Here is an 18,368-nt window from a genome sequence, read left to right as displayed (position 1 = left end):
TCCCTGGCGGTGGAGTCCACCACGACCGGCTGGCGGGGGAAGCCCATCCCACCCAGCACGCCGTTGCCTTCGGCCGGAAGCGCGGCCAGCCTCTGCCCTTCCCTGAACCAAGGAGCAGCGATGACGCACGCACGGACCTGGATGTGGATGGCGGTGCTGACGCTGGGCAGCGTGGGCACCACGTCCCTGGCCCAGCCAGCCGCCCCCGCGACGACGGCCGCGAAGACCCGGGAGGGCAAGGTGAGGAGCATCACCGGCGCCAGCATCCAGTTGGAGGGCGCCACCGCGGCGGCCCCTCCGCTGACCTACGTGGTCGACACGTCGAAGCCGCAGCTCAAGAAGACCCTGGAGGGCCTCAAGTCCGGCGACTCCGTGCGCGTCACCTACGCGCCCAATGACATTGGCGTGAAGGTCATCACCCAGGTCGAGAAGCTCTGAAGTCGCCCCGTCACGCCGTCCCCACGTCGCTCAAGCGTGGGGTTCGGCGGCGGCCTCCTGCGCGTGCGCGCGCTCCAGCGCCTCCACCACCCACGGCCAGCCCACCAGGATGTTGCCCGGCGAGCGCAGGCACGCGTCCGCCACCGCCAGCACCTCCGCGGGCCGCGAACGCACCGCCAGCGCCAGGTGGCGCCCCAGGAACGGGTGCGGCAGGTAGCTCAGGTTGTGGTGCCGCACCGGCACCCAGCGCAGCGTGGGCCGCCCCGTGAAGCGCTCCACCGCGTACGCCATGGCCTGCGCCAGCACCTCCAGCGCGTAGAACGGCAGCCGGAAGGCGCACGCCAGGAAGGCCACCAGCGCGCTCGCGGCCACCGCGCCCGCGAAGGACACCGACGAGGCGCCGCTCCACACCAGCATGGGCACCAGGCTCGTCGCGATCGCCGCCACCTGCACGTTGCGCACGGACGGCCCCCGCCCGCTCGCGAGCCCCCCGATGCTCCCCGCGGACAGGCCCGACACGATGCCCAGGCAGATGCCCACCACCATCGCCGCGGAGCCCCCGGACTCCGGCCCAAAGGCGCCGCCCGCCGTCGCGTGCAGCCCCGCGAGCATCGACACGCTCGCCAGCGACCCCAGCATCACCCCCGACGCGAGCCCCGACACCAGCGCCACCACCAGCCCCACCGTGGTGCACAGCGCCGCGGAGATGATCCAGAGGCCCCGCATTGGCACGCCCAGCACGCGAAGCCCCAGCCCCGCGACCACCGTGAGGCCCGGCGACAGCACCACCAGCAGCCACAACATCCGCCGCACGAAGGCCCCCGCCGCGCGGCCCCCTTCCGCCTGCTCGCGCCACAACTGCCCGATGCGGCCCGCGGGCGAACGGATGCCCGCCTCACGCAGGCGGTAATGCAAATCAATCGGCCGGAGCACCAGCAAGCCCAGCAGCGCGAGCGCTCCCGGCACTCGCTCCGGTAAATCAACGACTGGCGTTGATGGACAGTCCTCCTCAGCCAAGACTTCCCCCTCTGGAATGGATTTCAGGACTCCAGACTACCCTTGCCTTGCCTCAGGATTTCAAGCGTATCGCCTATCAGTGAAATCACCGTGGACGGCTCGTTCAGGGTCACGCCACCGTCAAGGATGAGTTCCAGCCCGTGCCCCAACGCCGTCTTGATGTCCCGGGCGTCTGACAAAACCGTACCGTCGGTATGTGTGGCGGAGGTGGTGATGAGCGGGCGGCCGAGCGCTTTCGCCAGCTCGCGAGGCAGGGCGGCGTCCGGCACGCGGAGTCCCACCTGCTTCTGCTTGGTCATCATCACCTCCGGCACCAGGCGGGTAGCCTCCAGGATGAAGGTGAAGGCCCCGGGGGTGAGGCCCTTCATCGCGCGGTAGGCGAAGTTGCTCACGTGCGCGTAGCGGGCGACGTCCGACAGGTCCGGGCAGAGCAGCGACAGGGGCTTCTTCTTGTCGCGGCCCTTCAGCTGGTACAGGCGTTCAATCGCCTTCTTTGCATTCAAATCACAGCCAAGTCCGTAGTACGTGTCCGTGGGGTAGGCGATGAGGCCGCCCTTCTCCAGCACCTCCACCGCCCGCGCGACATGGCGCGGCGACGGATGATCCACGTCCACCTCGAGGATGGGGGCGACGGCGGCGGGCATGATGGAAGGGAACTCCTGGAAGGCGCGCGGGTGGCGCGTCCCTGCACTATGCGCCGCCGCCTGCCTCCTCCGCACGGATTTCGCCACTGCCCATCAGCGCGCGCCGGGTCAGCACCGGCCCCACCAACTCGTGCGCGGTGATCATCGCGACGATGAGCACCTCCACCTGGGGCCCGAACGACGGGAAGGTGCGCGACACCAGCGCCGCCAGCCCGAACGTCACGCCCGCCTGGGAGATGAGCCCCATCCACAGGTAGCGCTTGAGGCGCGGGTCGTCCGCGGGGGCGAACCTGCGGCACGCGGCCCAGATGGCCAGTCCGCGCAGCACCACGAGCAGCAGCGCCGCCGGCCCCACCGTCACCAGCGCATCCAGCTTCAGCCCGGCCCCCGCCGCGGCGAAGAAGAGCGCGAACACCGGCAGGCCCGCCTGGTTGATGGCCTGGTGGATGCGGCGGCCCTCGCGCTCGTCCAGGTTGGCGATGAGCGCCCCCGCCGCCAGCGACACCAGCAGCGGCGACAGGTGCAGCCGCGCGCCGCCCTCCGCCGCGGCGAACGACAGGCCCACGAGGAACAGCGGCAGCTCGCGGTTGACGCCCCGCATGTACAGGAGCATCGCCACCGCCAGCAGGCACCCCACCCCCACCGAACCGAACAGCTCCCACCCCACCCCGCCCACCAGCGCGGGCAGGTCCAGGCCGTTTCCAAACGTCGCCCGGGTGATGCCCGCCGCCAGGCCGAAGGCCACCATCACGAACAGGTCCCCGATGATGACCAGCGCCATCAGGAACTCCGTGAAGGGCCCCCGCGCGGACGTCTCCTGCACGATGGCGATGGTCACCGTGGGGGAGAACGACACCACCACCGTGGACAGGAGCGCGCTCACCGCCAGCGCCTGGGGCACCGTCATGGGCGCGAGGAACGGCAGCACCGGCTTGAGCGCGAACGTCGCCCCGAAGCACACCGCGAACGTCACCCCGCACACCGCCGCGCAGAGCAGCGCCACGCGCGCGCCCACCCGGCGGATGAGCCCCAGGTGCAGCTCCGTGCCCGCGACGAGCGCGATGAGGCTCACCGCCAGCCCCTTCACCAGCTCCAACCCCTTCACGCCCGCGCCGGGGATGAAGCCCAGCGCGTAGGGCCCCACCGCCACGCCCACCAGGATGTAGCCGGTGAGGCGCGGCAGGCCCATGCCCTTGGCCACCTTGCCCGCGAACAGGCCGCACAGCAGCAGCGCGCCCGCCGCCAGCAGCACGGGCGTGCCCGCGTCCGCGCGCACCGCCTGGGCCTGGGTGATGGCCGCGAGCAGGGCCATCAGCAGGAGCAACCGGAAGACGGACCCCTTCATGCCGCCACCCCCGCGTCACCGGCGGGGGGCTCCGCCTGGGTCGGGGGGGGCGGGGGCTCCGCGGCCAGCACCTGCCGGAACGCCCCGTGCGCGAGCATCTCGTTGACGACCGCGCCCACCGCCACCACGTCCAGCACCCGCTGCGACATGGAGCCCGGCACCAGCAGCACGTACTCCGCCACCAGGCACAGGGCCAGGCCGCCCTGGGAGATGAGCGCGTAGCCGAAGCGCGGCGGCAGGTCGAGCACGCCCTGCGTGAGCCGCTGCGCCACCCGGCCTCCCAGCACCTTGCCCAGGAAGCGCAGGCCCACGAACGCGGGCAGGAGCGCCCACGCCGACAGGTCGCGCGCGTGAATGCTGCAGCCCACCATGAACACCAGGACCAGGTACGTGGGCCGCTCCACCCGCGCCAGCGCCCGGGCCACGCGCTCCACCGTGCGGCCGCCCATCAGCGCCAGCGTCGCCCCGCAGGCCACCCCGGCCAGCAGCGCCGACAGCCGCAGGTACGCCGCCGCGCCGCCCACCAGCGCCACCATGCCCAGCGTCACCGTGGTCTGCTCCGCGGGGTCCTTGAGCGAGCGCGTGAGGAACGCGAGCAGCGCCCCGCACGCCACGCCCAGGAGCAGCGCCAGCCCCAGCAGGCCCAGGCCCTGCGCCGCGTTGCCGGTGGCGCCCAGCACCAGCCCCAGCGCCAGCACGCCCAGGCCCACCGCGTCGTCCATCATGGTGAGCAGCGCGACGCCCAGGCCGCGCGCGCGCTCCAGCCGCCCGTTGCGGTAGCCCAGCACCGCGAAGTGCCCCGACGACAGGCTCGCCGCCGCGCCCAGGAGCGCCGCCGCGCTCACCGCCATCAGGGGGCGCAGGCCGCTGGACAGCATCAGCGGCACCAACAGCGGCAGCGCCACGAAGAGGAACGCCGTGCCCGCGTGCGCGAGCGCCGCCGCGTACACGGGCCTTGGCAACAGCCGCAAGAGCCGCGGCTCCAGGTTGAGGCCCAGCAGCACGCCCCCCGTCCCCAGCCCCAGCGCGATCAGCGGCCGGAGGGAGTCCAGGTTGCGGGCGGTGAGCACCCCCAGGCCGGAGGGCCCCAGGAGCACGCCGAAGATGAGGAACAGCAGGCCGCTGGCCGCCAGCTGCGCCAGCGCGGGGAAGCGCGCCGGGTCCAGCAGCGAACGGCTGGACGCGAGCAGCGACAACGCCGCGACGATGAGGAAGACGAGCAGCGCTTGCACGATGGGTGCTTACACCCGCCCGCCCCCGCGCGTCATCAACGCCGGTGCGTGGGCGCCGCGATCACGGGCAGGGCCACCAGCCGACCCATCGGAGGGTCGTCCGCGTCCATCTCCAGCTGGACGCGCTGGATCATGCGCTCCAGCTCCTCCTGTGGGAGCGCGGGCAGCACGCTCACGAGCACGATGCGATCTTCATCCGCGCCCAGGGCCAGACTGCGCAGACCGGCGAACACCGGGACCTCCGCGGACAGGGCCGCGGCGGCGCTGCGCGCCCGGATGACCAGCGGTTCCGGGATGCCGAACTCCCGGAGCCGGCGGATCGCCCGCTCGGTTGTTTCCACCTGCTCGAGGAACGTGAGGACCAGGTACACGCGGCCGTCATACCGGAAGACCGCGCGTCCTGTCCCCCGTTACTCGTTGTTGCCCGGCTGGGCGGGCTCGTCCGGGGCGGCGGCCGGCGCGGCGGTGCCCTCCGGGGCGGGAGCCGTCCCCGACTGGAGCTCCGCGGCGGCGCGGGCAGCGCGCTTGCCCTCCTCGATCAGCTTCTTGACCTTCTGCCCGCCCTTGCGGCCGATCTCCTCATAGAAGTTCGGTCCTCGGGTGGCCTTGACGCGGTCGCCACCCTTCTTGCCGATCTCCTCGTAGAACTTGGCGCCGCGCTCGGCCTTCACGGTCTCGCCGCCCTTGCGGCCGATCTCCTCGTAGAAGGAGCGTCCGCGCTCGGCCTTCACGGTGGCGCCGCCCTTGCGGCCAATGGTCTCGTAGAACTCGCGGCCCCGCTCGTTGCGGACGGTCTCCCCGCCCTTACGACCCGCCTCCGCGACCGTCATGCTGCCCTTGTTGTCCTTGTCCGACATGTCCGTGTCTCCTCTCGTGACTGCCCAACCCCGTCCGCGCCTGGGTGTCCCTTGCCTGAAACCTTGGGACGGAAGCGCCCCGATGCAAGCAAGCTCCGTACACCGCCAGCCGTTCTCTCCAGACATTGCATGCATAATCCCCAAGGATTTCGCGCGCTTGTCGGGCCTGCTGGGCATCCGGACAGGACGGGTGATTGCCCGGCAGGACGCTCTCGGTGTTCACAACAATTCATGTCACGTTGCCGATTCCCTGCTCGGTTCCCACCTTGTGCGCAACGCCTGACACATCGGTCTGGCGCGCCTGGGGGAGGCTGCGGTGGCGAGTGGCGGCAGGAGCGGACTGGCGACATGGCTGCGGATCCTCGCGCCGATGCTCGTCTCCATTGGCGGTCTGGTGATGCTCCGGCTCCTGGGGCCGGACTTCATCGATCAGCGCACCATCCGGGAGCTGCTGCTCCCACTGGGGGACTACGCCCCCGTGGCATATGTGGCCTTCCTGGCGATCCGGCCCCTGTCGCTGCTGCCAGGCCAGGTCGTCACGGCGGTGGGGGGGATGATGTTCGGAACGCTGGCCGCCACCCTCTATTCACTAACAGGCAGCTTCCTGTCCGCCACCCTGCTCTACTTCGTGGCGCGGAAGCTGGGCACGCGGCCCATGCAGCGGCTGACGGGCAGCAAGTACCCGGCGATCGCGAAGGCGGCGCGGCGGCACGACTTCCAGTTCACGTTCCTCGCCTGCCTCAATCCCTTGTGCCCCACGGACATCATGTTGATCGCGGGCGCGGCGAGCGGCGCGCGCTTCTGGCCGTCCGTGCTGGGCGTGGTGCTGGGCACCATTCCAGGCACCTTCCTCACCGCGCAGTTCGGCAGTGGGCTCGCGCAGGGACGCACGGTGATGACCGCCGTGTCCGCGGCGGGCATGCTCGTGTCGCTGATCCTGGGGGTCGTCTTTGGCCGCCGGTTCTACAAGGAGATCAGCGACGCGCCCGCGGAGCGGACCGTTCCGTCGGCGGACGCGCGGGACGTGGAGGACCGGCCCCTTCCCGTTTGAAGGTCCTCCTCCCCCCCCGCCGTGGGGCCCGCGCCCGTTCCCGGCGCCCTGGGTCGGCACCGCGCGCGGGCCGGCGGGGCCCCCTTCCCCGTGGGGCCTGGGCCATTTGATGCGGTGAAACGCAACTTCCCGGGCAAGGCGCGGATAACCTACCTGAGCCTACGTCCCCCGGTGGTTGGAGGTTTCCCCCATGAGCACGATCGACCGCACCCGTTCCCTCGCCGTGCCGCCGTCCACCGCGAAGCCCTCCGCGGAGCCGCTGGCGAAGAAGCCCGTGGCGCACGTGCCGGCCTTCCAGAAGTCCTCCTTCGAGCAGGCGCCGACGCGGCAGAACGCCGTGTCGCCGGGGGCCACGGCCCGGCTGACGGGCGCGGCATCCGAGCAGGCCGGGGCGGCCAACAAGGGCCTGCTGGGCGGCATCATCGACGCCGCGGTGGGGGGCATCCAGGACATCCCGCGCTTCATCGAGATGGGCCTGGACGTCTTCAACGCCACCACGGTGCGGGAGGTGACCAGCCTCTTCGGCGGCCCCAAGCCGGACCGCGCGCAGGACGGCATGTTCGTGGGCGCGGGCGGCAAGACGTTGCCGGCGTCGACGAAGCTGGGCGACGTGCCGGGCGTCACGCCGAAGAACAACCCGAACCCGGACAAGACGCTGCTCTACGTCAACGGCATCATGACGCCGACGGACGGCCAGCTGAAGGAGATGCAGGCGCTGGCGGACAGCTCCGGCGCGAAGGTGGTGGGCATCCACAACGCCACGGAAGGCCTGGTGAAGGATCTGGGCCAGTGCATCACGGACAAGCTGGACAAGGGCAAGAACCCCGCCGTGGACACGCTGGCGGACACGCTCTACTCGGAGCTGAAGGCCGGCCGTGACGTGCATCTGGTGGGCTACAGCCAGGGGGGCCTGATCACCGCGCGCGCGCTCAATGACGTGGCGAAGCGGCTGCGGGTGGAGGACGGGCTGTCCGCCGCGCAGGTCGAGGCCAAGATGAGCCACCTGCAGGTGGAGACCTTCGGCGCCGCGTCCACGAAGTACCCGGACGGTCCGCAGTACGTGCACTACGTCAACAACGCGGACCCCGTGCCCACGCTCACCGGCCTGGGCGGCGACGTGGATCCGCTGGCCTTCCTCAAGGACGCGGGCAAGGGCGCGGTGGTCCACCGCTTCACCGACGGCAACCTGAACCCCATCAGCAATCACATGCTGGACACGCTCTATCTGAAGCACCGCGTGGATTTTGATCAGGCCCGGCAGAACCACTTCTAGGTCCCTCGCTCGGGTCGACGACCCGGTGTCCCCTGGACGCGCGCGTATTTCGCGTCGGGGGACGGGCGGGTGAGGCGTCGTCTAGGATGCGCCGCCCATGACGCCCTTCCCTGTCGCTACCGCCCTCACCATCGCAGGCTCCGACAGCGGTGGTGGCGCGGGCATCCAGGCGGACCTCCGCACCTTCTCCTTCCACCGCGTCCACGGCACCAGCGCCGTGACGGCCATCACCGCGCAGAACACGCGCGGCGTGTCTCGTGTGGACCTGCTGCCCCCGGAGTCCGTCACCGCGCAGGTGGACGCGGTCGCCGCGGACATGCGCGTGGACGCGGTCAAGGTGGGCATGCTGGCCCACCGCGCGCTCATCGAAGCCGTGGCGGATCAGCTGGCGCGGGTGGCGATGGGCCCCCTCGTGGTGGATCCCGTCATGGTGTCGCGCGCGGGATCGCGGCTCATCGACGACGCGGCCGTGGAAGCGCTGCGAGGGCGCATGCTGCCCATGGCGGCGATCCTCACGCCCAACCGCCATGAGGCGCGGCTGCTCGCGGGCATGGACATCGAGACGCTGGAGGACATGCGCGAGGCGGCACGGCGCATCCACGCACTGGGTCCCCGCGCCGTGCTCGTCAAGGGCGGCGGCATGGCGGGCGCGCTGCGCGGCACCGACGTGTGGTTCGACGGGGCGCGGATGGAGACGCTCTCGGTCGAACCCGTGGAGACGCCCAACACCCACGGCACGGGGTGCACGCTGTCTGCGGCGATCGCCGCTCGGCTCGCGCTGGGGACGGCGCCGCTGGAGGCCGTGCGGCTGGCCAAGGAGTACGTCACCTCGGCGCTGCGCTACCCGCTCGCGGTGGGGCGCGGGAATGGGCCCATCGGGCACTTCTTTCCGCTCCTCCAGGGATAAAGACAGACATTGAATAAATTTCATGTCTGTCTTATTTGTTTACATGTATTTGTTTGTTTCACGCCCTTCCGTGTATTCATGAGGGTGTTGGATGACCTACTGCTCTCTTGAGCATGTGGGCATCCCATGTTCTGGGTCGCGAGTGTGAGCGGTTGAACTCATTCATCCGCGCACCTGCTCACTCTTTCATGTAGGCATGGCCGATCAGAACACCCGGACTGTTCGATTGTTCAGTCTGGGCTGGCGCGAAACTGCCTCAATGTTTGTTCAGTGTCGGTTCAGGTGCGCGAAAGCCCCGTGAAAAAACCACGGAAAGACTGTTCAGTGCTTTTGAGCGTCGGAATCCAGGCCGTCGATGCCCGGCAGCCGCTGCGCGAGCAGGCCCAGCAGCTCCTGGGTGGAGAGGCGCGCCGCGGCGTCCTTCCCCTCCAGCACGCCCGCCACGAGGGCCCGCTTGTGCTCATGGAGCGAGAGCATCTGCTCCTCGATGGTGCCCTTCGCCACCAGCCGGTACACCGTGACGGGGCGCTGCTGGCCGATGCGGTGGGCGCGGTCGGACGCCTGGTCCTCCACGGCCGGATTCCACCAGGGGTCCAGGTGGATGACGCTGGTGGCGGCCGTCAGGTTGAGGCCGAAGCCGCCCGCCTTGAGTGAAATCAGGAACAGGGGCGCGTCTCCCTCCTGGAAGGCGCGCACGCGCTCGGCCCGGGCCCCCGCGGGCGTCTGCCCGTCCAGGTATTCGTAGGCGATGCCCTGCGCATCCAGCACCTCGCGCACCAGCGCGAGGTGGGACGTGAACTGGCTGAACACCAGTGCACGGTGGCCCTCCTCGCGCAGCTCCTGGATGAGCTCCATGAAGCGCTCCAGCTTGGAGGACTCCAGCTTCGACGCCGCGTCGTACAGGCGGGGATGCGACGCGAGCAGCCGCAGCCGCGTCAGCGCCGCCAGCAGCTCGATGCGCCGCTCCTGGTCCTTCATCTTCTCCCTGCGCGTCTCCAGGTCCGACAGGGCCGCCAGGCGCGCGTCCTCGTAGAGCGTCCACTCCTGCGGGGACAGCACGACGGGCACATGCACGTCCGTGCGCGGCGGGAGCTGGGCCTCCACCTGGGCCTTCGTGCGGCGCAAGAGGAACGGCTGGAGGACCCGGGCCAGCGCGGGCGCGGCGGTCGGGTCCACCTGCTTCTCGATGGGCGCGGCGAAGCGCGCGCGGAACGCCTCCAGGCTTCCCAGCAGCCCCGGGAAGACGACGGCGAAGAGCGCCCACAGCTCACCCAGGTGGTTCTCCAGGGGCGTGCCGGACAGCGCGAACCGGAAGTCCCCCTGGAGCGCCCGCGCCGCGCGGAAGCGCTGCGTGACGGCGTTCTTCAGCGTCTGGGCTTCGTCGAAGACGAGCGTGGAGAAGCGCAGGGCGGACAGCCGTTCGATGTCCCGCACCAGCAGGCCGTAGCTGATCACCAGCACGTCCCGGGGCCCCAGGCGCTCCAGCGTGAGCCCCCGGTCCTCCGCTTCGGAGAACAACGTCACCTTGAGCGACGGCGCGAAGCGCTTCGCCTCGTCCCTCCAGTTGAAGGCCACCGACGTGGGCGCCAGCACCAGCGCGGGTCCCAGCTTCGCGCGCTCCAGGAGCACCGCCAGCGCCTGCACCGTCTTGCCCAGGCCCATGTCGTCCGCGAGCACCCCGCCCGCGCTCCACGACGCCAGCCGCGTGAGCCAGCGGAAGCCCTCCAGCTGGTAGTCGCGCAGCTCCGTCTTGAGCGTCGCGGGCACCCGGGGCTTCAGCTCCTTCGCCGCGAAGATGCGCTCGACCAGCGACTTCCAGGACGCGTCCGCGTCGATCTCCGCGCCCGCGGCGCCCAGCCCCGCCAGGGCCTCCGCCGCCGCGGGGCCCACCTCCAGTCCGTGGCGCGATGCATGGGTGTGATCCGACAGCCGCTCCAGGTGCTCGCGGAGCGCCGCTTCGATCTCCACCCACGTGTGCGCATCCACCTGGACGAAGCGCTCCTTGCGCCGGGCCGCGTCCAGGAGCCGCGCCAGCTCCACGCGCTCGCCCTCCACCGACAGGCCGCCCAGCACGCCGAACCAGTCGCGCTTGCGCTGGAGGATGACCTTCAGATCGTGCGCGCCCCTGCGCGGCACCAGCCGCATGGAGGTGCCCACCCACTCCAGCTCGGGTCGAGGCTCCAGCTCCGCGCACGCGGCCAGCACCGCGAGCCCTCCCTGCGCGCTGTGGAACTGGAAGCAGAACGGCAGCTCCTGGGGCTCCGCGGTGTGCAGGGGCAGCCGGGCCTGGAGCGCGGCGGCCGCCGTCAGCTCGCGCCCGAAGTCGCGCACGGCGTGGAAGGAGCGCGCGTCGCGCCGCACGTACACGTCGCGAGGGCCCTCGCCTGGCAGGAACGCGGGGCCGTCCGGCAGCGGGCGCAGGCGCAGCTCCAGCCGCACCTCGCCCCCGGGCTGCCCCTCCAGCCGCAGCACCGGGAGCTGCTGGGGGAGCACGGACTCGCCCATCACGCTGCGGGGCATGGCCACCGGCAGGCGCAGCGAGAACCGCGAGAGCTGCTCCAGGAGCGCGCCGTGGCTCTCCGGAGGAAACACGTTGCCGTGCCGGTGGAGCACCGTGGCGAGCGCGCGCATCTCCGGGCTGATGTCCAGCACGGTGAGCACGTTCGCGCCCTCGTCCCAGAGGAACACGGCCTCCTCCGGCTTCGACTTGCGCACGCGCTCCAGCAGGGACGGCGGCAGCGCGGTGCCGTCCACGCCCGCGTTCACCATCACCGTGCCGCCCCGGTCCTCGGCGACCAGCCCCACCTTCTCGCGCTCGACGCGCACGGGCAGGTCCTGTGTGCCCTCCAGGGAGAGGCGCGGATGGTCGATGAGCTCGAACAGCAGCGCGCGCGAAGCCGGGGCCACGGAGTCCGTCAGCAGCGCGGCGATGCGCGCGTCCGCCGCGCCAAGCTGCGAGCCGTACTCCTGCAACAGCTTGCGCCGGCCGACCTTCGCGCCCGTCGTGCGCTGGCCCTTCTTCGTGCGCCGGTGCACGTAGGGCGCGACCTCCACGCCGTAGCCTTCGATGACGTCCAGGCGCCAGGAGATCTCCACGCCCCCCGTCCCGCCCGGGCTCTCCTCCACCGCCCGCTCCAGCGCGCGCAGCGTGCGCGCCCACGGCGGCCGCACCAGCTCCTCCAGCGTCTCGCCGAACGCCTCCGTCCAGCGCTGCCGCAGCCAGACGAGCGTGGTGTCCACCGCCGCCAACTGGTGCACGCAGACCGTCGCGCCGCACGTGCAGTCCACCGTCACCGCCGAGGGGCTGAACGTCAGCCGCGCGTCCGGCAGGATGAAGCCGCTGCCCGGCGGGGACACCGGCAGCTCGGAGATGCGCGTCTCCTTGAGGCGGAAGCCCGGCAGGTCCGGCTCCTCCACCAGCGCCTCCAGCGACAGCGCGCGCGCCGGACGGGGCGCCACCCCCGCGGGCACCCGGGAGCGCCACGCCATCAACATCCCGTGGACGACGTGGGTGCGCGCCTCGGCGGGGGGCACGAGCCGGTCGTTGATGGAGGCCCGCGCCTCGATGGCTCCCTGCCGCTCGTCCTCCGCGTAGCGCCAGGCGAGCTTGGGCAGCAGGTCCCGCATGCGCGGCGTGGGCAGCACCTCCGCGGTCCAGCGGTCGAGCGTGTCCTGGGCCAGCAGCTCCACCAGCCGGCGGCGGGAGATGACGGCGCGCACCTGCGGCAGGTACGCGGCCTCCACTCGAGGGGTGAGCAGCGCCAGGCTCAGCCGCGCCAGGTGCTCCAGGCCTTCCGCCTGGAGCCACGCGCGCAAGGCCGCCTCCGTCTGGAACGGGGGCGTGTTGGGATCCTGCGGGGACTGCTCGGCCATGGCGACGACGGGGTCGTCAATCTACCTTGGCGACGCGGCGGCGATCACCGAGGAACTCTTCCACTCCCAGCACGATGTTTTTCGCCACCTCGTCCTGGAAGCGCTCGGACGCCAGGCGCTTCTCGTCCTCCGCGTGCGACAGGAAGGACGTCTCCACCAGGATGGCCGGCATCTTCGCGCCCAGCAGCACGTAGAACAGCGCTTCCTTGTGGCCCAGGTCCTTGATGCCGTCGTACTGGCCCGACAGGCCCGACACCAGGCTGTGCTGCACGGCGTTCGCCAGCCGCGACGACTCCTCCGTGTTCGCCTTGGTGGCCAGGTCCGCCAGGATGAACTGGAGGTCGCTGATGCCCTTCTCGGACGACGCGTTCTCCCGCGCGGCCAGACGGATGGAGTAGCGGTCCGCGGACGTGTTGAGCGTATACGTCTCGATGCCGCGCAGCTTCTGCGTCGCCGCCGAGTTGCAATGCACCGAGATGAACAGGTCGCCGTGGGCCTCGTTGGCCAGCTTCGCGCGCTCCTCCAGGCGGATGAACGTGTCGTCGTCGCGGGTGAGCACCACCTCCAGGCCTTTCTCCCGCAGCCCGTCCGCGACCTTCTTGGAGATGGCCAGCGCCACGTCCTTCTCCATCGTCCCCGCCTTGCCCACCGCGCCCGAGTCGTGGCCGCCGTGGCCCGGGTCGATGACCACGCGCCGCACCTTCAACCCCAGCTGCTCCGCCAGCGTCAGCTCCGCGTTGCGCGTCTGCTTCGCCACCGCCTTGAGCCGGGCCTGCGCCACCTGCGCGTCCACGGGCGCCGTCACCGGGCGCGGGGCCTCCGGCATGGGCGCCACGGCCACCGCGCGCGGCGGCTTCGACACCGCGACCTCCGGCTCGGCCGGCTTCGGCTCGCTCCGGGACGCCGTCGCCACCGGGGTGCTGTCCACCGCCGGAGCGGACGGCTTCGCGGCCACGGCCGGGGCCTCCGGCTTCACCGCCGGCGGGGTGCCGCGGGAGGAGGCCACGGACTCGGTGTGCTTCGTGTCGCCCGCGCCCTTCGCGGAATCCTTCGCGTCCAGGGCCCGGTCGGCGACGGTGGGCGCGTCCTTGATGACCGGGGCCGCGTCCTTGGTGTGGCCTGGACCGGAGGCAGGGGCGCTCGGATCCAGGCGCGGCAGCACCGGGGACGGCTCGCGCGCGAGCTTGGTGATGGCCTCCACCAGGGCGGAGCGGTCCTGTGGCGTGGCCTCGGCGACGGCGGTGTCCGCGGAGCCCTTCACCACGGGGGGCAGCGGCTTCACCGTGGGCTTGGCCGGGGTCGGCCGGGTGGCCGGGGGCAGCGAGGCCAGGAGCGCCTTGATCTCCTTGTTCTGGTCGCCCTTGGGGTTGGTGGACAGCGACTCGGTGAGGACCTTCCGGGCGGCTTCCGGCTTGTCCAGGCGGTTGACGTGGATGCGCGCCAGCGCCAGCGCCGCGTCGTCCGCGAGCCGGTGCTTCGGGTGGGCCTCCACCAGCTTCGAGTAGTCCGTGATGGCCGACTGAAGGTCCTCCTCCACGAAGGAGATGCGGCTCAGCTCCTGGAGCAGGTCGCCCGCGGTGAAGAGCGCGTCCGGCGCGCGGTCGCTCTTCGGGAAGCGGCTGGCCACGGACTCGAAGCGGTGCACCACGTTGAGCCAGTGGTGGCGCAGCTTGCGGCGGGCCGAGTCGTCCTTCAGCGCGTAGTACGCGCGGCGGGCCTGCTGGTACGCCTCCTCCGCTTCGTCGCGCTTGCTGGCTCCGACGGCGCTCGAGGCCGTGAGCAGCAGCACGGGCAGCACGAAGTGGGAGAAGCGTACGCGCATGAAAGCCTCCGGACGTTGCAGCTAGCTACAGGCGTGTGTCACACGGCCCCCGGGGGCCGGCAACTTTTCAGCCCCACCCGGACGTCCTTCAGCGCACCCAGCCCAGCTTCCGCGCCAGCTCCTCGTCGATGACGCGGCACCAGCCCGGCTCGCTCGGCACCACCGCCGCCAGCACCTTGCCGCCGTTGCGCACGGGGGCCCGCTGGGGGCGGCAGCGCGCCCGCACCCCGATTTTCACGTCCTGGCGGAAGAAGTGCCCGGGGAACTCCGCCTCGCCCTTCCCTTCCGGCAGGAACCCGTCGTCCGGCGTGAGCCACACCAGCGCGCCCAGCCGCAGCGGGACCACCTCCCGGCGCCACAGCCGCCGGACCTCCCAGGCGAAGCCGGCCAGCGCCACCAGCGCGCCCAGGCCCAGGCCCCAGGGCAGCCACCCCACCCGGGCCGCCCGGGCCCTCGCGTGGGCCGCCTCGCGGGGGCGCCCCGGCTGCGACGGATCCACCAGCAGCATCACCCGCTCGCCATGCCCCAGGGACGCCGCGGTGTCCAGGTGCGTGCGCACCCCCGCCACCGAGTGCTCCACGTCCGCGAACGTGTAGAGCACGTCCAGCGTGCCGTCGGCGTCCTCGGGCGCGTTCGGAGGCGGCAGGTGGCTGCGGTCCACCAGCGCCTCCACCAGCTCCGCGCGGGCCGCGAAGCGCTGCTCCTCCACGAAGTAGCGCCCCACGAAGCCCGCGCCCAGGCCCAGCAGCGCCATCACCGCCAGGCCCAACAGCACCCCTCGCGCGAGCCGCGCCATCGCCCCCGGAACCTGGGCGAGGCGGACGCGGCGAGGGGCATGGGGGATGGCGAGCTGCATGCGGGCATGAAGCCTACTTCACCCCCGCGACGCGCGCTTCATTCGCGCCCCGCCGTCCCCACGAAGCGGAGGCCACGAAGCGAAGGCCACGCTCCCGGGCGTGGACTCCGGCGAGGACGACACCTCCAGCTTGGGGCGCTTCGCCGCGTCCAGGGCCCCATGGCTCTCGTCTCACGGGCAGGGCGGACTCAATGTGTATTCAGGAAGAGCTCAGCTCCTGCTTCAACTTCGCCAGCAGGTTGAGCGCATCCAGCGGCGTCATGCGATCAATGGAAGCATTTCTCAATGCTTCAAGGACCTCCGCGTGCGCGGGAGGTGTCGCGGGGGCGGCGGCCACCGGAGCCTGCGGCGGCGCGGCCCCGAACAACCCCAGCTGCCCCGCGTTCGAGGGCGCGCGCTTGGTGGAGCGCACCGCCACCCGGGGACGGCCCGCGTCGTCCAGCTCGCCCGACTCCAGGTTCTGGAGCAGCTCGCGGGCCCGCGACACCACCTCCGGCGGCAGGCCGGCCAGCTTCGCGACCTCGATGCCGTAGGAGCGGCTGGCCCCGCCGGGCACCAGCTTGCGCAGGAAGATGACCTTGCCGCCCTGCTCCTTCACCGCGACGCACAGGTTCTTCACCCGGGGCCGCTCGCGCGCCAGGTCCACCAGCTCGTGGTAGTGCGTGGCGAAGAGCGACCGCGCGCCCACCTTGTCGTGGATGTGCTCCGCCACCGCCCACGCGATGGAGAGGCCGTCGAACGTGGACGTGCCACGGCCAATCTCATCCAGGATGACCAGGCTCTTGCGCGTGGCGTGGTGGAGGATGTGGCTGGTCTCCGTCATCTCCACCATGAACGTGGACTGCCCGCGCGCCAGGTTGTCCGCCGCGCCCACGCGCGTGAAGATCCGGTCGCACAGGCCGATGCGCGCCGCCTTCGCCGGCACGAACGAGCCCGCCTGCGCCATCAGCGCCGTCAGCGCCACCTGCCGCATCACCGTGCTCTTGCCCGCCATGTTCGGGCCGGTGATGACCAGCAGCTGCGCGTCCTCGGGATCCAGGCGCACGTCGTTGGGCACGAACGACTCACCCGCGCCCAGCATCCGCTCCACCACCGGGTGCCGGCCGCCGGTGATGCTCAGCCCCTCGCTCGCGTCCACCTGGGGCCGCGTGTAGCCGTACTCCGCCGCGCACCGCGCGAAGGACACCAGCGCGTCCGCCGTGGCCACCGCCTCCGCCGCGGAGCGGATGCCCGGCGCCGCCGCGATGACCTTCGCCCGCAGCTCCTCGAAGAGCTGGAGCTCCAGCACCACGCGGCGCTCCTCCGCCGTGAGCACCTTCTCCTCGTACTCCTTCAGCTCCTCCGTGACGAAGCGCTCCGCGCCCACCGTCGTCTGCTTGCGGATGTAGTCCTTGGGCACCGCGTGCAGGTTCGCCTTCGTCACCTCCAGGTAGTACCCGAAGACCTTGTTGTAGCGGATCTTCAGCGACCCGATTCCCGTGCGGTCCTTCTCCCGCTGCTCCAGCTTGAGCAGGTAGTCCTTGCCGGTCGTGGACAGCGCCACCAGGTCGTCCAGCTCCGCGTGGAAGCCCGGCCGGATGAAGCCGCCCTCGCGGATGACCACCGGCGGCTCGTCCGTCACCGCCCGCATCAGCAGGTCCGCCAGCTCCGGCAGCGCGCCCAGCGGCCCGGACAGCGACTGGAGCAGCGCCGCGTCGCACCGCGCGAGCGCCGCGCCCAGCCTCGGCAGCTGCGCCAGGGACAGCCCCAGCGCACGCAGGTCCCTCGCGTTGCCCGCGCCCAGCGACAGCCGGCCGCACAGCCGCTCCAGGTCGCCCACCTCCTTGAGCGTGGCCACCAGCTCCTCGCGGTACACGCTCTTGCCGGACAGCTCCTCCACCGCGTCCAGCCGCGCGTGGATCTCCGGCAGCGAGTACAGCGGCGCGGACAGCCAGCGCGCCAGCTTGCGCGCGCCCAGGCCGGTGGCGGTGCGGTCCAACACGCCCAGCAGCGAGCCCTTCCGGCCGCCGTCGCGCAGGCTCTTGAGCACCTCCAGGTTGCCCCGCGAGGACTCGTCCATCACCAGGCAGCCCGTGCGCTCCTGACGCGACAGCCGGTCCACGTGCGCCGCCGCCGTCTTCTGCGTGTCCTTCAGGTAGCGCAGCGCCGCCCCCGCCGCCCCGGTGGCCAGCGGCGAGCCGTCCAATCCGAACGCGGACAGCGACTGCACGTTGAAGTGCGAGCGCAGGAAGGCGGACGCCCGGGTGTGCTCGAAGGCCGCGCCCTCGCTCTCCGCCACCGCCGGCGCGCGCGACAGCCGCTGGCACACCTGCACCACCTCCGGCGCGTCGCGCTGGCCCTGCGGCACCAGCAGCTCCCGCGGCTCCACGCGCGACAGGCCCTCCACCAGCTCCGACAGCCCCTGCGCCTCGAAGGTGTAGAACTCGCCGGTGGACGCCTCCAGCAGCGCCGCGCCGAAGCCCGCCTCGCTCCAGCACACGGCCGCCAGGAAGTTGCTGGCCTGCGGCTCCAGCACCTCGTCGTCCAGCACCATGCCGGGCGTGATGACCCGCGTCACCTCGCGCTGCACGATGCCCGGCCCCGCGCCCGGCTCCGTCACCTGCTCGCAGATGGCCACCTTCAGGCCGTGCTCCACCAGCTTCGCGATGTACCGGCGCGACGAGTGGTACGGCACCCCGCACATCGGGATCTTGTCCGAGCCCTTGGCCCTCGCCGTCAGGGTGATCTGCAGGAGCTCCGAGGCCTTCACCGCGTCCTCGAAGAACATCTCGTAGAAGTCACCCAACCGGAAGAAGAGCACCGTGTCCGGATGGAGCGCCTTCACCTCCAGGTACTGGCGCATCATCGGCGTCAGGGAGGCGATCTCCCGCGCACCCGCGGGCGCCTCACCCGTCCCGACGTCCGGCGTCGTCTCTTCCTCGGGCAGCACCACCGCCGCTGCCTTGCCTGTCTTCGTCTGCTGCGTCACCGACATCCCCGACCTTCTCGCATGGGCTTCCAGCCGGATCAACGAACCGGTGCCCCTACCCACCGCGTATGCCTACCACCGCTGT

Annotated in this window: 14 protein-coding genes; 4 read left to right on the top strand and 10 right to left on the bottom strand. The window is 71.5% G+C overall.

From position 1 onward, the window contains the following. The first annotated feature begins 120 nt into the window (after window positions 1–120). The gene (locus GTY96_RS19205; RefSeq protein WP_143904666.1) at window positions 121–438 is read left to right on the top strand and encodes a hypothetical protein; all 318 of its coding nucleotides are present in this window, start codon (window positions 121–123) and stop codon (window positions 436–438) included. Window positions 439–468: 30 nt separating this feature from the next. Here the strand turns inward: GTY96_RS19205 and GTY96_RS19200 are convergent, their stop codons facing one another. The 6 genes from GTY96_RS19200 to GTY96_RS19175 all read right to left on the bottom strand — a co-directional run bounded on the left by GTY96_RS19200 (window position 469) and on the right by GTY96_RS19175 (window position 5,533). Continuing rightward, window positions 469–1,404, bottom strand: a complete 936-nt coding sequence (locus tag GTY96_RS19200) for a hypothetical protein (RefSeq protein WP_255442514.1) — start codon at window positions 1,402–1,404, stop codon at window positions 469–471. Between the two features lie 74 nt (window positions 1,405–1,478). Further along, window positions 1,479–2,099, bottom strand: a complete 621-nt coding sequence (locus tag GTY96_RS19195) for an L-threonylcarbamoyladenylate synthase (RefSeq protein WP_143904668.1) — start codon at window positions 2,097–2,099, stop codon at window positions 1,479–1,481. A gap of 46 nt (window positions 2,100–2,145) precedes the next feature. Beyond that, a complete protein-coding gene (locus GTY96_RS19190; protein ID WP_143904669.1) occupies window positions 2,146–3,444 on the bottom strand; it encodes a cation:proton antiporter in 1,299 nt (432 codons plus the stop codon). Beyond that, window positions 3,441–4,676 (bottom strand): sodium:proton exchanger, encoded by a 1,236-nt coding sequence (locus GTY96_RS19185; protein ID WP_143904670.1) that lies wholly within the window; start codon window positions 4,674–4,676, stop codon window positions 3,441–3,443. Before GTY96_RS19185 ends, GTY96_RS19190 begins: the two co-directional genes overlap by 4 nt. A 35-nt stretch (window positions 4,677–4,711) precedes the next feature. Then, window positions 4,712–5,047 (bottom strand): hypothetical protein, encoded by a 336-nt coding sequence (locus GTY96_RS19180; protein WP_143904671.1) that lies wholly within the window; start codon window positions 5,045–5,047, stop codon window positions 4,712–4,714. Window positions 5,048–5,086: 39 nt separating this feature from the next. Next, the gene (locus GTY96_RS19175; protein ID WP_143904672.1) at window positions 5,087–5,533 is read right to left on the bottom strand and encodes a general stress protein; all 447 of its coding nucleotides are present in this window, start codon (window positions 5,531–5,533) and stop codon (window positions 5,087–5,089) included. A 370-nt stretch (window positions 5,534–5,903) separates the two neighbouring features. Between GTY96_RS19175 and GTY96_RS19170 the strand changes: the two genes are divergently transcribed. The 3 genes from GTY96_RS19170 (at window position 5,904) to thiD (ending at window position 8,764) form a co-directional block, all read left to right on the top strand. Further along, complete coding sequence (locus tag GTY96_RS19170; RefSeq protein WP_235685719.1) at window positions 5,904–6,584, top strand: TVP38/TMEM64 family protein; 681 nt, start codon at window positions 5,904–5,906, stop codon at window positions 6,582–6,584. Between the two features lie 190 nt (window positions 6,585–6,774). Next, window positions 6,775–7,857 (top strand): hypothetical protein, encoded by a 1,083-nt coding sequence (locus GTY96_RS19165; RefSeq protein ID WP_143904673.1) that lies wholly within the window; start codon window positions 6,775–6,777, stop codon window positions 7,855–7,857. Window positions 7,858–7,954: 97 nt separating this feature from the next. Continuing rightward, window positions 7,955–8,764, top strand: coding sequence for a bifunctional hydroxymethylpyrimidine kinase/phosphomethylpyrimidine kinase (gene thiD, locus GTY96_RS19160; RefSeq protein WP_143904674.1), 810 nt, complete (start codon window positions 7,955–7,957; stop codon window positions 8,762–8,764). 321 nt (window positions 8,765–9,085) lie between these two features. Here thiD and GTY96_RS19155 read toward each other — a convergent pair whose 3' ends face one another. The 4 genes from GTY96_RS19155 to mutS form a co-directional block, all read right to left on the bottom strand. Further along, the gene (locus GTY96_RS19155; protein WP_161665471.1) at window positions 9,086–12,637 is read right to left on the bottom strand and encodes a DEAD/DEAH box helicase; all 3,552 of its coding nucleotides are present in this window, start codon (window positions 12,635–12,637) and stop codon (window positions 9,086–9,088) included. 16 nt (window positions 12,638–12,653) lie between these two features. Further along, window positions 12,654–14,459, bottom strand: a complete 1,806-nt coding sequence (locus tag GTY96_RS19150) for an N-acetylmuramoyl-L-alanine amidase (RefSeq protein WP_143904675.1) — start codon at window positions 14,457–14,459, stop codon at window positions 12,654–12,656. 88 nt (window positions 14,460–14,547) lie between these two features. Beyond that, the gene (locus GTY96_RS19145; RefSeq protein ID WP_143904676.1) at window positions 14,548–15,315 is read right to left on the bottom strand and encodes a DUF3592 domain-containing protein; all 768 of its coding nucleotides are present in this window, start codon (window positions 15,313–15,315) and stop codon (window positions 14,548–14,550) included. 199 nt (window positions 15,316–15,514) lie between these two features. After that, a complete protein-coding gene (mutS, locus tag GTY96_RS19140) occupies window positions 15,515–18,289 on the bottom strand; it encodes a DNA mismatch repair protein MutS (RefSeq protein WP_161665470.1) in 2,775 nt (924 codons plus the stop codon). Between the last annotated feature and the right edge of the window lie 79 nt (window positions 18,290–18,368).

The sequence above is a fragment of the Corallococcus silvisoli genome (assembly GCF_009909145.1).
Taxonomy (GTDB): Bacteria; Myxococcota; Myxococcia; order Myxococcales; family Myxococcaceae; genus Corallococcus; species Corallococcus silvisoli.
The sequence above is the reverse complement of the archived record's forward strand: the minus strand, read 5'-3'. Positions and strand labels throughout refer to the sequence as shown.

What these genes read in the sequence shown, in the direction of transcription:
- GTY96_RS19145 (WP_143904676.1), bottom strand. Translation starts at nt 15,315, where the DNA reads ATGCAGCTCGCCATCCCCCATGCCCCTCGCCGCGTCCGCCTCGCCCAG.
- GTY96_RS19195 (WP_143904668.1), bottom strand. Translation starts at nt 2,099, where the DNA reads ATGCCCGCCGCCGTCGCCCCCATCCTCGAGGTGGACGTGGATCATCCG.
- GTY96_RS19155 (WP_161665471.1), bottom strand. Translation starts at nt 12,637, where the DNA reads ATGGCCGAGCAGTCCCCGCAGGATCCCAACACGCCCCCGTTCCAGACG.
- GTY96_RS19170 (WP_235685719.1), top strand. Translation starts at nt 5,904, where the DNA reads ATGCTCGTCTCCATTGGCGGTCTGGTGATGCTCCGGCTCCTGGGGCCG.
- GTY96_RS19190 (WP_143904669.1), bottom strand. Translation starts at nt 3,444, where the DNA reads ATGAAGGGGTCCGTCTTCCGGTTGCTCCTGCTGATGGCCCTGCTCGCG.
- GTY96_RS19150 (WP_143904675.1), bottom strand. Translation starts at nt 14,459, where the DNA reads ATGCGCGTACGCTTCTCCCACTTCGTGCTGCCCGTGCTGCTGCTCACG.
- thiD (WP_143904674.1), top strand. Translation starts at nt 7,955, where the DNA reads ATGACGCCCTTCCCTGTCGCTACCGCCCTCACCATCGCAGGCTCCGAC.
- GTY96_RS19205 (WP_143904666.1), top strand. Translation starts at nt 121, where the DNA reads ATGACGCACGCACGGACCTGGATGTGGATGGCGGTGCTGACGCTGGGC.
- GTY96_RS19165 (WP_143904673.1), top strand. Translation starts at nt 6,775, where the DNA reads ATGAGCACGATCGACCGCACCCGTTCCCTCGCCGTGCCGCCGTCCACC.
- GTY96_RS19175 (WP_143904672.1), bottom strand. Translation starts at nt 5,533, where the DNA reads ATGTCGGACAAGGACAACAAGGGCAGCATGACGGTCGCGGAGGCGGGT.
- mutS (WP_161665470.1), bottom strand. Translation starts at nt 18,289, where the DNA reads ATGTCGGTGACGCAGCAGACGAAGACAGGCAAGGCAGCGGCGGTGGTG.